Genomic DNA, 12,576 nt, shown 5'->3' with positions numbered 1-12,576 from the left:
CCTCACTCTAAGCAGCGCCGGCCGGTGGAAGGTCAGTTCCCTTCCACCGGCCGGTGTGCGATGTCGGTCCGTCGTGCTGACGGTCAGCGGACCTGGCCGGCGGTCTCCGGCTCCCGCACGGCGTGCGGCGGGTGCCCGGACGCCTCGGCGGGGCCTTCCAAGGACACGCTGGGCAACGCGCGGTCCAGGCGGCGGGGCAGCCACCAGTTGACCCGTCCGCACAGGTGCATGAGCGCCGGCACGACGACCATGCGGATCAGCAGGGCGTCCACGGCGACGGCGACGGCGAGGCTGACGCCGAACTCGGAGATGACGCGCATGCCGCCGAACACAAAGGAACCGAAGACGCACACCATGATCGTCGCGGCGACCACGATCACCTTGCCGGTCTCGGCCTGCCCGACCCGCACGGCCCGGTGGCTGTCACCGGTGTGGGCCCATTCCTCGCGCATCCGGCTGACCAGGAAGACCTGGTAGTCCATGGACAGACCGAACATGATGCCGACCACCAGGATCGGTACGAACGACTCGATCGGTCCCGCGGCACCGAGCCCGAGCAGCCCGGCGCCGAAGCCGTACTGAAAGACCACGACGATCGCGCCGAAGGCGACGCCGATGCTGAGGATGTTCAGCACGGCACCGACGGCAGGGATGAGCAGGCTGCGGAAGGCGATGGTCAGCAGCAGGAAGCCGAGGGCGGCGATCACCAGCACGAAGATCGGAAGCTTGCTCATCAGCACCGACGCGAAGTCGTCGTTGCTCGCGGTGACACCACCCACATACACCTTCATCGCTGTGCCCCGTACTGCCTCGGGAATCACGTCGTCCCGCAGGTGGTGAATGAGGTCGGATGTGGCCTTTGACTGCGGGGAGGTGGTCGGGACGACCTGGATCACACCAACGGTCTGTCCGCCCTTCATGGGCGCGGCATTGACATGGGCGACACCGCCGACCTGCTGGAGAGCGGTGACCAGCTTCGCTTCGACGGCCATGTCAGCGGTCGTGGGGGCCTGGACGGCGAGGACGAGGGGGCCGTTGAAGCCGGGCCCGAAACCGTCCGCGATCATGTCGTACGCCTGCCGGTTCGTCGAGGTCACGGGCAGGTTGCCGTCGTCGGACGCACCCAGGCGCAGCGACAGCGTCGGCATCGCCAGCGCCGCCAGCACAGCCAGCGCGACGACCCCCAGAGTCTTCGGCCTGGCCTGGACACGTCCGGCCCACCGGACCCACAGCCTGGCATGCCCGCAGGACGACGGGCGGCTCGCCTGCCCGGTCATGCCGTGGCGCTCCTTCTTGCTGAGGACACGCGGGCCGATCATGCCGAGGAGGGCGGGCAGCAGAGTGACGGCGGCCAGCACGGTCAGGACGACGGTGACCGCGGCGCCGATGGCCATGCCGTTGATGAGGCCGACGTTCAGGGTCAGCATGCCGAGCAGTGCGACGACGACGGTCAGTCCGGCAAACACCACCGCCCGGCCGGAGGTGTCAAGGGCCTTGGCGACCGACTCGGCGACGCCCATGCCCGTCATGAGGTTGGCGCGGTGGCGGTTGACGATGAACAGGGCATAGTCGATGCCCACGCCCAGGCCGATCAGCGAACCCAGAGTCAGCGTGGTGTCGGAGAGCGTGATGACGTGGCTGAGCAGCATCACCGCGACCGCGGAGGTGCCCACTCCGACGATGGCCGTGATGATCGGCAACGCCGCCACCCAGACCGCCCGGAAGACGAACAGCAGCACGATGAAGGCGAGGAAGATGCCCAGGGCGTCGGCGGCCGCGTTCGGCTTGGGGTTGACGGTGAACGCCTGGCCGTTGAGGGCGATGTGCAGAGTCCCCGACTCCGGGCCTGTAGCGAGTTCCTTCACATGATCGACCTGGGCGTCCTCCACGTCCCGGTCGAACGCGACCGAGGCGTAGGCCGTCCGGCCGTCCTTGCTGATCTGCCCCGTGCCGTCCGGCGTGTAGGGGCTGGTCACCGCGGCGACGCCCGGTGCCTCAGCTATCTCCTTCAGAGTCCGCGTCATCGGCTGCTTGGCGGCAGCCTCGGTTACCTTCCCGCCGTTCACCTGCCAGACCACCCGGCCGCTCTTGCCGGCCGCGCTGTTGGAGGCCTGCTGGAGCAGTGCCGTCGCCTTGGCCGAGTCGGTGTCCTGGGAGATCGGGCTGTTGCCGAAGGCGCTACCAGCCGCACCGACTCCGGCGCCGAGAGTGAGCAACATGCCCACCCAGATCAGGAGGACAGCGAGCCGGTGCCGATGGCACCAGCGGGCGAGAGGGGACATCGACGAGCCTTTCGAGGGGACTGCCATGTGCGTGTGGGCCGACGATCTCGGCCCTCGAACACTCGCAGTTCTCCGCTCTCTCGTCGTTGGCCGCACGCAGACTCTTTCATCTACTGCGATCGCAGCAGACAGGACCGCGACGGCCTGATCAGACCGGTCAGGGGGACGTCGTCGGCGAGTGGCACCCCGTGGACGGCGCGGAGCATGAACCCGCGCAATCGTTCCAGGGCGCCCTCGTCCGGTCCGGCGAGCGCCCCTACCGCCGACCCCAGCCGGGCGGAGTACCTGCGGGCATCGTGGTGCTCGGATCACTGCTGGGCACGCCTACCGGGAGGAGCTGGCCGATTTGGTGGGCAACCGGCTCCCGGCGGAGCGGTGGAGACAGCCAAGGACTCGGTCGGCGGTGGCCTGGCCGTCGCGGAGCGGGCCGCGCAGGATCCCGCCGCCGGGCCCCAGCAGGGCTCAGGCCGCCGTGGACGCCGTCCACCAGGCCTTCGCCCACGGAGTCGCCCAGACCAGTCTCATCGGCGGGATCATCATGGCCGCCGGAACACCGATAGTCCTCGCGGTCCTGCCGGGCCGGCGCGGATTCGCGAGGAAGAGCGCCGAGCCGGGGGCCGGGACGACGGCGAGCTAGGCGGCGACTGGGCGGGAGCACACCGGGTCCACCCGCTGGACGCCGGCGGGGCGTCCACTGGATCGCCAGGGACGCGTCCGCCGGATCGCCGGGCACCGGCCCACCGCCAGATCGCCCGCCAGGCGCGTCAGGCAGGAGCCCGGCGGCGCGAGCACGCGCAGGGCACGGCCGTGGTCCACGGTCCACGGCCACGCGAATCCTCTGCCGGAACACCTCACCGTCCCTGGCCTCCGGGCCGCCCCGGGGCTCTCCTCCAGGGCGGCCCGGAGGCCAAGGACCGTGAGGTGACAGCGGCGATCGCGGCAGACGCCGCCCTGCAGACGACTGCCACTACGCCGCGCTCCGCTATGCCGCACCCACGCGGCGGCGTCATGCCACCACCCTGCGGCCTGCTCGCACCCCCGCCCTCTGAGCCTCGCGCCCCCACGGCGCCGCTCGCGTCGGCATCCCCTCTGCCGCCGTCACCCTCAAGGTGTCTACGCGGCCGGGTCCGGCCGCCGGGTGCGCTCTCTCCGGTAGATGCCGACAACCGTTTTTGAGGACGGCGTCTTCCGCCGGATCCCGGGCCACCATGGCATCAGGGGCGGGACGGAGGTCGGCGAGCTGGTCATGTCCGGGGCGCGGGGCAAAAAAATTCACCGCGTGCGGCAACCTTGCACGGGTCGGCGGCCACTGACAGGGCGTAACCCCGTTCTTCTCCCCGTAAGGAAGCCCTGTGGCTGCTCGCTCCCATCGCCGGTCCCTCCGCTCCCGTCGTGCCGCCGTCATCGGCGCGGCCGTCGTGGCCGCAGGCGTCGGCTCTGGCGTTGTCCTGATGAACGCCAACGCCGGGACCGTCGACCTGTACCACCAGACGCTCACCGCCAAGGACGGCTGGGCGTCCTTGGGAACGGGGACCACCGGCGGCACAAAGGCCGACGCCGCCCACACCTTCACCGTCTCCACCCGTGCGCAGCTCGTGAAGGCACTGGGCTCGGTCTCCGACACCACGCCCCGCATCATCAAGATCAGCGGCATGATCGACGCCAACACCGATGACAGCGGAAAGAAGCTGACCTGCGCCGACTACGCCCTGGGTACCGGCTACTCGCTGTCGGCCTACCTCAAGGCCTACGACCCGGCCACTTACGGCCGCTCCAAGCTGCCCTCCGGCACCCAGGAGAAGGCACGCGCCGCCGCCCAGGCCAAGCAGGGCAAGAACATCGTCTTCAAGGTCCCCGCCAACACGACCATCATGGGCGTCTCCGGTACGAACGCGGGCCTCACCGGGGCCATGCTGCAGATCCAGAGCGTGGACAACGTCATCGTCCGCAACCTGACCTTCGCCGCCACCGAGGACTGCTTCCCGCAGTGGGACCCGACCGACGGCGACGACGGCAACTGGAACTCCAACTACGACTCGGTATCCCTGCGGGGCGCGACCCACGTGTGGGCGGACCACAACACGTTCACCGACGCGCCGCACTTCGACAGCGCCAACCCGAAGTACTTCGGCCGCGAGTACCAGATCCACGACGGCGCCCTCGACATCACCAAGGGATCCGACCTGGTGACCGTCTCGCGCAACCAGTTCACCAACCACGACAAGACGATGCTGATCGGCAGCAGTGACACCGACAGCGTCGGCAAGCTCCGCGTCTCCCTCCACCACAACGTGTGGAAGGGCATCATGCAGCGCGCCCCGCTGACCCGCATCGGCCAGGTCCACATCTACAACAACTACTACGACGTCACGCCCCTCAACGGGTACACGCCGCAGTACAGCATCAACTCCCGCGCCAAGGCACAGGTCGTCGCGGAGAACAACTACTGGAAGCTGCCGTCCGGCGCGAAGGCCGCCAAGGTCCTCAGCGGGGACGGCACCGGCGCGGTCAAGGGTTCCGGCAACCTCGTCAACGGCACGGTGACCGACCTCGTCGCCGCCTACAACGCCGCCTCGTCCAAGGACCTGAAGACCACGGTCAACTGGACCCCGACTCTCACGACGGGCCTGGAAACTTCGGCGGCCAACCTGCCGGCGTCGCTGGCGACGACGACGGGGGCGGGCGTGCTCAAGTAGCAACCCAGCCACGCGAGGGCCGGGGAGACCACGAACCCCCCGGCCCTCGCGTATTCGTGCCGCTCGTTCCGCCCCGCCACAGACGGTGAGGGGGCCGCCTACGGCCGCAACTGGGCCGCGAGTGTCTCCGGGCGTCCCACTCGGTGAGGATCTCGGTTGCCCGGTGCATCGTGGTCCGGCTGACCCGGCCTCGCGGCAGAGGTTGTTCTTGCCGCCGCCAGCGGCCCCGTCGTGCAGATGGGACCGCTGGCGGCTTCTTCTTGCCGGAAGGTCCTGAGTGTCCCTGTGGCCGTGAGTGCGGTGCGCTTCAGCGGCGGCCGAGGGCTCGGGTCATCCAGCCGGCTTCGCGCCACTGTGCGGTGGTGAGGGTGCCGCGGGCGTCGATGACCTTGGGGTTGTTGGTGCGGGTGGCGAGCCGCTTGGGGTCGATGGTGGAGAACTGTGGCCACTCGGTGCGGTGCAGCAGCAGATCCGCGTCGTCGACGGCGGCGATGGGGTCCTCGGCGTAGTAGAGGTCGGGGTGGAGCTTGCGGGCGTTGTCGAGGGCCTTGGGTCGGTGACGGTGACGGTGGCGCCGAGGTCGTGGAGGGCCTGGGCGACGGCGAGGGCGGGCGAGTCGCGGATGTCGTCGGTCTCGGGTTTGAAGGCGGCGCCCCAGACGGTGATCCGCTTGCTCCGCAGGTCGCCTCCGAGTTCTTCGCGGGCGAGGTCGATGACGCGCTGGCGGCGGGGGGCGTTGACGGCGGCGGCTTCGCGGAGGATGCCGACGGCCTGGCCGTTGTCGAGGTCGTCGGCGCGGTTGATGAATCCGACCGCTCGGTCGGGATGCGGCTGGCGATCGTAGGGACCGCCCACCTCCAGGCCCGCGACCTTGACCACGGCCTGGAACTCGGCAACCGCTCCGTGGACATCCTCGCCCGCGTCCAGTCCTCCCGCGCCAAGGACTACGTCCGGCAGTTCAACACCGCCCTCGCCCCCTGGCGCCGGGAGCCGGCCGTCCGCGAGTTCCTCCACCGCACTCGCACCGAACTCGGCGTCGCCGCCTAACTGATCGGGGCTGGACCCGCACCGACCGCTCCCGCCACACCTACACCTTCCGCAACCTGCGCCTTGCAGGCCACCAGTCGGTGCGCGTCCACACCGGCATCGGCCGCGACACCGCACGCGACGTCTACCAGGACCGCCGCGCGTACGTCTGGAACAACACCGGTGACGCCGCCACCCTGCGTGACAACCACCAGCACGTCATCGCCGCGAAGTCCTGGGGTCGCCGCTGACGTCGAGTGACGAAGGCTGCCACGGCGCGTGAACCGGAGAGGGCGGTATTCCTGCAGGGGGTGCTGCCCTCAGCCTCTGGGCTCCGGCTGGGGGCTACCTGTTGTCCAGTTCCCGCACGAGACGCCGCAGTACGGGCAGCGCGTCCCGCAGTGCGGCCCTGTCCGCGGCCGGAAGCGCGGCAAGTGCGCCTTGCAGGGCTGCGGTGCTGGCGCGGTCGTAGCGGTCGAGCAGGTCGAGCGCCGCGGGGGTCGGGGTGAGGACCACGGCCCGCTGGTCCGCGCGGTCGGCGGCCCGCTCGACGAGTCCGGACGCCACCATCGTCTTGACGAGGTTGCTGACGGTCGAGGGCGCGATACGCAGCCGGTCCGCGACCACCTTGGTGCCGAGGGAGCCTTCTGCGGCCAGGGCCCGCAACAGCTCGATCTGAGCCTCGGGCAGGTCGGGGAGGTCGGCCGCGCTCCGTGTGGAGCGGAGTACGGCGCGGCGCAGGGGGCCGAGGAGCTGGCTGAGGTCGGAGGCGGTGTCCATGGTGGACATTCTGCCGAAGGTTTCGTTTTGACACAAAATAGTTTTGTGTCAAACTTAAGGAGTCAGTGACGCAGCAAGGAGAGATCCCATGACCACCATCGCCGAAGCCGCACTCGAAACGACCGCGTACCCCACCACGGTCACGACTCCGATCCCGCCACAGGACCTCTCGGGCATCGTCGGCCACCGCTTCATCTACACCTACGCCAACGGCTGGCAGTACGAGATGTATGTCAAGAACGACCACACCATCGACTACCGCATCCACACCGGCATGGTCGGCGGCCGCTGGGTGAAGGACCAGGAGGTGGACCTGGTCATGCTCACCGCGGGCGTCTACAAGGTTTCCTGGAACGAGCCGACCGGCACCTCCGTCGCCGTCAACGTCGTCCCCGGTGAGCGTGTCCTGCACGGCGTGATCTTCTTCCCGCACTGGGTCGAGGAGCACGGCGAGCGCACGGTCCTCTTCCAGAACGACCACCTGGAGGAGATGCGCGCCTTCCGCGACGCGGGCCCGACGTACCCGATCTACGTCGTCCCGGAGTTCGCGAAGATCACCCGTTACGAGTTCGTCGGCGTGGACAACGAGGACGTCATCGCCATCGCCCCGGCCGATCTCCCCGCGGGCTGGGCGGACGAGACCAACTAGGGCCGGGTCTGCCAGCCGCGGACCTGCGCGGTTTGACCTGGAGCGGGTGCGTGCCCTGCAGCCTGGGGGAGTGCGAAGCCCTCAGTGGGCTGGCCATGGACACGTGCGCACGAGATAGATCCCATGCTCGTTCTGGCGGCCGGGAACGAGCCGGCCGGCGCTCTCCCACTGGTGGACAAGGTCGGCAAAGATCGGTTCCGGGCCGGAGCGGGGAATCGTTCATTCACTACGCCGTCCCCTGACGCCCGGGGCCGGTCAGGTCATCGTGCTGAGCATGTTGGGCACAACGCTGATGCGCCTACCGGGTTACTCCTGATCCGCTACTGCTACTTCGGCAGTGACCACCTCGGCATTGAGACCGTGGCTTTCGTCACGGGGGACTCGACTCCGGCCAACCTGCCGATAGTCAGCTTCTTTCCGACGACGCCGCAGACCTGGCAAGCAGCTAGTGCCGTGTCAGGCAACGTTTGCCCCGTCCTGCTGGACGCGTCCGCGGCGGGTAGCTGTCGGATGCGGTCCGCGTAGTGTCGCGGGATGCATTCTCATCTGAGCTTCGAGAACCCTCCCGCGCTGCCTCACGACGTGGTGGTCGAGACGTTGGAGCGGGCGCTGCGTGACCGCTCAGCAGAGGGCGAGGCGGCGGGAGTCCTGGTCGGCACCGCGTTGAACGACAACGACGCGGGGTTCGCCGAGCACTGGTGCGTGCAGGTCGGGACGCGGGCTGTGTCGGGTAGTCCGCTGCTCGGGCTGGCCGGCCTGTGCCTGGGACACACCGCTCGACGCTTCGGGCGACTCGGCGATGAGGCCCGTGCCCTGGCGAAGTCGCTGGCGGCGCGGGCCGAGGCGGACCCGTCGGACGTGGACGGTCGGGCCCTCGACGGCTATGACGATGTCCGGAGCTTCCTTCATCTGTGGTGACATCGCCTGTGGTCCAGCGGGCTCGGCTGACGATGCCGGGGACGCTGACGGGTTCGCCTGCAGCGGGGGCTTCGTGCGGGACGGCGTGAACTCGTTCGTGGCGTCTGCGGCTTCCTGGCGGCCGTCGTGTAGGGAGGGTGTCATGAGCTGGGTCCTGAGTGGAAAACAGGGCGGGGCTGGCAGACTTGGGGGATGCCGAGGTGGATTGGGCGTCTCGGCCGCGGCCGAGGAGTGCGATAACTTCGTCGAGTGGGCCGTTCCTCTGGCAGTAGATCGCCGAGGTCGGTCCTGACCCGGCGGATGAGTCCGCGGACACGGGTGATCTCGTCGACGGCATCGCTTCAGCCTTCACCCAGTCGTGGGCATCGAGGGCCGCGGCGCATGAAGAGGCGTTGGCCGAGGTCCGCCGACTCAACCTCGTCGGAGAGCAGCGATTGCTCGCTCTCGCCGATAAGAAACGGAGTGCTCATGGCACGTCTAGGTCGTTCCCTGGAACAACAAGGACGCATGCGGAGGCTCTACGCCATGACATCCCTAGCTGCGGCAGTTCTTCTCCTCTCTGGAATAGCGCTCGCAATGCTGGGAAATTCTAAAGGATGGATTGTTGCCGTCGCGGCTGTGGTCACATGGATCAGCCTGTACATGACTCATAAATACAACAAGCGGGCAACGTGAAGTGCACAGCCCCATGCGTTCACCGCGCAGGGTGATCGATCCACTATTCCTTTTTCTATGGGGACTGGCAGTCCAACAAGCCCGGTCACGTGATCTCCGCGGTGACGCCTATTATCGCCTCTGGTGGCGTGCGAGCCGAGGAGCATGAGGCTGCCGCAGCTATGTCAGTCGGTCATCCCCGTGCGGTGTTCGGTCGGCAGAAGCCGCACGCCTCGACGCTGTCGGCCAGGGCTTACTCGGCGGGCGGTGTCGTGGTCGACGGCTTCGGAAACCCCCGTAGGCGCCTCTCTTGTCTCCCCGAAGCCGAAGCGCGCGGAATCCTCGGCCGCACGTCGTCCCATAGCGCCCACAAGCGGGAGCGGACGACGACCGGTGCAATCCCACCAGGTCGCCGGTGGTCAACGCCAGTTCCGTGGCGCTGATCCACCACCGGTTCGGCCCTACTCGGCACGCTGCATCGGGCAGTAGCTGGACGACCCCACCCAGGGGGAATCGCCCGTGGTGTGAACCGCACGGACCCGCCACCGGCCAGCCGGGAGAGCAACCGGAGCCTGCTCAGGCCGGCCGCCATCCGGATACTCCTCGTCGAGTTCGGCTCCCGCCGTGGTGGAGTCCATCAGCATGGCCGGCCCGTCCGTCTCCCAGACGCCGACGTCTTCTCACGCGGTATCGGCATCGGCAAGTACAGTCTGGGCCGCGGTGAGCAGTTCGTCTTCCGAGTCGGCAGCCAGCCAGCGTCCGAACGCCAGCTGCTCGGGCAAGTAGCGGCTGGTCGCAGGCTCGTCCGCGAGGACCAGGGCCCGAGCGCCGGAGGGGCCGACATCGAGCAGTCTGGCCCAGTCCCCGACAGCGCAGGCTCCGGCCGTCATCGACCTCATCACGCACACCCAGCACAAGACCCGCTGAGCCCCATTCCACAGGAACAGGCATCGAGCCGTCCTCTAGGCCCTCGACAAGACCACCCGCCGGTGCGGCAAGCTCCGCTATGCCCGCATGGCGGCATGGTCGGCTACACCGAACTCGCCCCCGACGCTGAAACCGACCCCGACAGTGGTCGGCAACTGCGTCGGGTGTGCTTCCTCCTGCCGCACGATCGAGCCGCACCGGGTGGGGGAGAAGAGGCTCTGTTGCTGATCTTGTGATCGGGCGTGCTCCTCTAGCAATTCGCTCGGAAGCGAACGTGAGTGCCCTGAGGTTTCTGGACAGATCCTATTCGGTCTCTGTCCAGAAACCTCAGGGCACCGCAGATGCGGTTCAAGCTATAAGCAGGCGGAGGCCGAGGTCTGCCGCGTCGAGGTCAGCGAGGTCGCTGTTGCGCTCGGCCCACCGGCCGGAGTCGAGGTCGTCGCTGAGGCTTCGTACCGCCCGCTGCTCGGCCTCCGGCCCCACCCTCGTCCACACCGACATCGCACGGCGCACGTGATCCTCCAGATACCCCCTCGGTCGGCGCCAGTACGCCTCGAACAGGCCGTCAGCGCAGTCCCATGGGATGGGCACCGGCTCAGCGCGGGCGCCGATCGCGTCGGCCATCCCGGTAAGCGAGGGAAATTCTGCGAGGACGGCGGCGAATTCGGGCAGGTAGTCGCGGGTAAGCCAGAACCGGTCCTGCCATCCGGGCTCGTCGGTGTCGAACGTGAGCACCACCACGCGGCGGGCAACGCGCCGCATCTCGCGCAGCCCCGCTATCGGGTCCCCCCAGTGGTGAACGGTGGAGACGGCCATCGCGACGTCGAAGGAGTGGTCCTCGAACGGCAGGCTCTCCGCGGCGGCGGCCACGCACGGCGCCGAGCCGGGAGGCCGCTGCCAGCGCATGACCGCCGATGGCTCCACCGCGGTCACCTCGCGATCAGCCGGCTCGTAGGAGCCGGTGCCGGCCCCGACATTCAGCACCGTCCGGGCGTCCCCGAGCGCGTTCCAGATCTGTGCGGCGATCCGCGGTTCGGTATGCCGTGTCGCGGTGTAGGCGCCGCCGATCGCGTCGTAGAGCCGTGCACCGAGCATTTCCAGTTGCTCCTCTGGTGTCACCTTCAGTCCCTTCGCCCGTGCATCAAGTTCCCTGTCGATGGCCGCCGCCATGGCGTCAGCACGATCACGCAGCTCCAGCAGCAGGCCACGCAGTCGGCGCAGGTGCGCGACCGCGTCGGTGGACGGGGCGCCGACCAGTTCCGCAACCTCCCGCAGACCGAAGCCCAGCCGCCGGTAGGCCAGCACCTCCCGAAGACGCTCCACGTCGCCCGCCGAATAAGCCCGGTACCCACCCGCGGTGCGCGCCGACGGACGCACGAGCCCGATCTCGTCATAGTGATGCAGTGTGCGGACGCTCACGTCGGCCAGCTCGGCCACGCGTCCCACGGTCCAGTGATCTTCCACGGCACCGACTATGCAGCCTGACGCCACGTGAGGGTCAAGGGCCTCATTTACGGCAGCAAGAGCCGAACGCGAAGCAGCGGTCCGAGCCCGACCTGAAAGGGACTCGCCCATGCCCGAGACAGAGACCAGGACGAGCAGCGCATCAAAGGCCACCACGGTGGACACGACCGCAGGGAGGCAGATCGAGATCCGGAAGGTCACCGCGCACATCGGCGCCCAGGTTTCCGGCGTCGACATCGCCAAGCCCCTGGACGCCGAGACCGTCACCGCTCTGCGTACCGCCTTGAATGAGCACAAGGCATTGGCCTTCGACGACGTCGACCTCGACGACGAGGGCCAGCAGGCCTTCGCCCGCCACTTCGGCGACCTGACCACGGCGCACCCCACCGTGCCCGCCGTGGCCGAGGCACCGAACGTGCTCCCCGTCGACAGCGAGCGCGGGCGTGCCAATCACTGGCACACCGACGTCACCTTCGTCCTCAACCCACCGCAGGCCAGCACTCTGCGCAGCATCACCCTCCCGCCATACGGAGGTGAAACCCTGATCGCCAACTCGGCGGCCGCCTACCGCAGCCTGCCCGAGCCGCTACGGTTGCTCGCCGACACGCTGTTGGGCCGAACACACCAACGACTCCGACTACGCGGTGCCGGACGAGGAGGTCGACGAGGAGAAGGCCGAGCAGCGCGCCCAGTTCACGTCCATCGCGTACCGAACCGCCCACCCGGTAGTCCGGGTCCACCCGCTGACCAGGGAACGCGGGCTGTTCATCGGCGGTTTCGCCCAGCGGATCGTCGGCCTGTCGGTGGCGGACTCCCGCAAGATTCTCGACCTCCTCCAGGCCCACGTCACCCGGCCGGAGAACATCCTGCGGTGGCGCTGGTCCCCGAACCAGCTCGTGCTGTTCGACAACCGGATCACCCAGCACTACGCCATCGACAACTACGACGGCCTGCCGCGCCGCCTCCACCGCGTCACGGTCGCTGGTGACGTGCCGGTCGGCACCGAGGGCAAGGAGAGCTACTCGATCGCGGGTGACGCCTCGCACTACACATCGGTCTATACGCCGGTCGCCTAATGCGGGGCCGGTGGCGGGCGCGGGTGTACGGGGCCGGGGGTCCGTATCCCGCTGCAGCCGAGTGCGTCCGCGTAGCGGTAGCACACCGCGTGTGAGGGGGCCTC

At 68.6% G+C, this 12,576-nt stretch carries 7 protein-coding genes and 6 pseudogenes; 8 read left to right on the top strand and 5 right to left on the bottom strand.

Going from position 1 to position 12,576, the window contains the following annotated elements:
• Positions 1–83: 83 nt before the first annotated feature.
• Entirely contained in the window at positions 84–2,282 is a 2,199-nt protein-coding gene (locus ABZ404_RS31420) for an MMPL family transporter (protein ID WP_358832290.1), read from the bottom strand.
• 290 nt (positions 2,283–2,572) lie between these two features.
• Here ABZ404_RS31420 and ABZ404_RS31415 point away from each other — a divergent pair.
• Both ABZ404_RS31415 and ABZ404_RS31410 read left to right on the top strand, forming a co-directional pair.
• Positions 2,573–2,919, top strand: a pseudogene (locus tag ABZ404_RS31415) (MFS transporter); the annotation flags it as partial.
• Between the two features lie 715 nt (positions 2,920–3,634).
• Complete coding sequence (locus ABZ404_RS31410) at positions 3,635–4,978, top strand: polysaccharide lyase family 1 protein (protein ID WP_358832291.1); 1,344 nt, start codon at positions 3,635–3,637, stop codon at positions 4,976–4,978.
• A 307-nt stretch (positions 4,979–5,285) separates the two neighbouring features.
• Here the strand turns inward: ABZ404_RS31410 and ABZ404_RS31405 are convergent.
• Positions 5,286–5,833: pseudogene (locus ABZ404_RS31405) on the bottom strand (UDP binding domain-containing protein).
• On the opposite strand from ABZ404_RS31405, the pseudogene ABZ404_RS31400 reads away from it, so the two are divergent.
• Both ABZ404_RS31400 and ABZ404_RS31395 read left to right on the top strand, forming a co-directional pair.
• A pseudogene (locus tag ABZ404_RS31400) lies at positions 5,792–6,025 on the top strand (sporulation protein); the annotation flags it as partial. The pseudogenes ABZ404_RS31405 and ABZ404_RS31400 sit on opposite strands and share 42 nt — an antisense overlap.
• Entirely contained in the window at positions 5,956–6,255 is a 300-nt protein-coding gene (locus ABZ404_RS31395; protein WP_358832312.1) for a lamin tail domain-containing protein, read from the top strand. The pseudogene ABZ404_RS31400 and the gene ABZ404_RS31395, both read left to right, overlap by 70 nt.
• 94 nt (positions 6,256–6,349) lie before the next feature.
• On the opposite strand, the gene ABZ404_RS31390 is transcribed toward ABZ404_RS31395, so the two are convergent.
• On the bottom strand, positions 6,350–6,784 hold the full coding sequence (locus ABZ404_RS31390; RefSeq protein WP_358832292.1) for a MarR family transcriptional regulator: 435 nt from the start codon (positions 6,782–6,784) through the stop codon (positions 6,350–6,352).
• 88 nt (positions 6,785–6,872) lie between these two features.
• Here ABZ404_RS31390 and ABZ404_RS31385 point away from each other — a divergent pair, with 88 nt between their 5' ends.
• The gene (locus ABZ404_RS31385; protein WP_358832293.1) at positions 6,873–7,433 is read left to right on the top strand and encodes a phenolic acid decarboxylase; all 561 of its coding nucleotides are present in this window, start codon (positions 6,873–6,875) and stop codon (positions 7,431–7,433) included.
• Between the two features lie 534 nt (positions 7,434–7,967).
• Entirely contained in the window at positions 7,968–8,351 is a 384-nt protein-coding gene (locus tag ABZ404_RS31380; protein ID WP_358832294.1) for a hypothetical protein, read from the top strand.
• A 1,115-nt stretch (positions 8,352–9,466) separates the two neighbouring features.
• On the opposite strand, the pseudogene ABZ404_RS31375 reads toward ABZ404_RS31380, so the two are convergent.
• A pseudogene (locus ABZ404_RS31375) lies at positions 9,467–9,895 on the bottom strand (Imm21 family immunity protein).
• Positions 9,896–9,971: 76 nt separating this feature from the next.
• On the opposite strand from ABZ404_RS31375, the pseudogene ABZ404_RS31370 reads away from it, so the two are divergent.
• Positions 9,972–10,129, top strand: a pseudogene (locus ABZ404_RS31370) (DUF6009 family protein); the annotation flags it as partial.
• Positions 10,130–10,280: 151 nt separating this feature from the next.
• Here ABZ404_RS31370 and ABZ404_RS31365 read toward each other — a convergent pair.
• The gene (locus ABZ404_RS31365) at positions 10,281–11,378 is read right to left on the bottom strand and encodes a MerR family transcriptional regulator (protein WP_358832313.1); all 1,098 of its coding nucleotides are present in this window, start codon (positions 11,376–11,378) and stop codon (positions 10,281–10,283) included.
• Positions 11,379–11,577: 199 nt separating this feature from the next.
• On the opposite strand from ABZ404_RS31365, the pseudogene ABZ404_RS31360 reads away from it, so the two are divergent.
• Positions 11,578–12,472, top strand: a pseudogene (locus ABZ404_RS31360) (TauD/TfdA family dioxygenase).
• The last annotated feature ends 104 nt before the right edge of the window (positions 12,473–12,576 follow it).

The sequence above is a fragment of the Streptomyces sp. NPDC005878 genome (genome assembly GCF_040629815.1).
Classification (GTDB): domain Bacteria; phylum Actinomycetota; class Actinomycetes; order Streptomycetales; family Streptomycetaceae; genus Streptomyces.
Note: the sequence above shows the minus strand (reverse complement) of the source record. Positions and strands in the feature narration are given on the sequence as shown.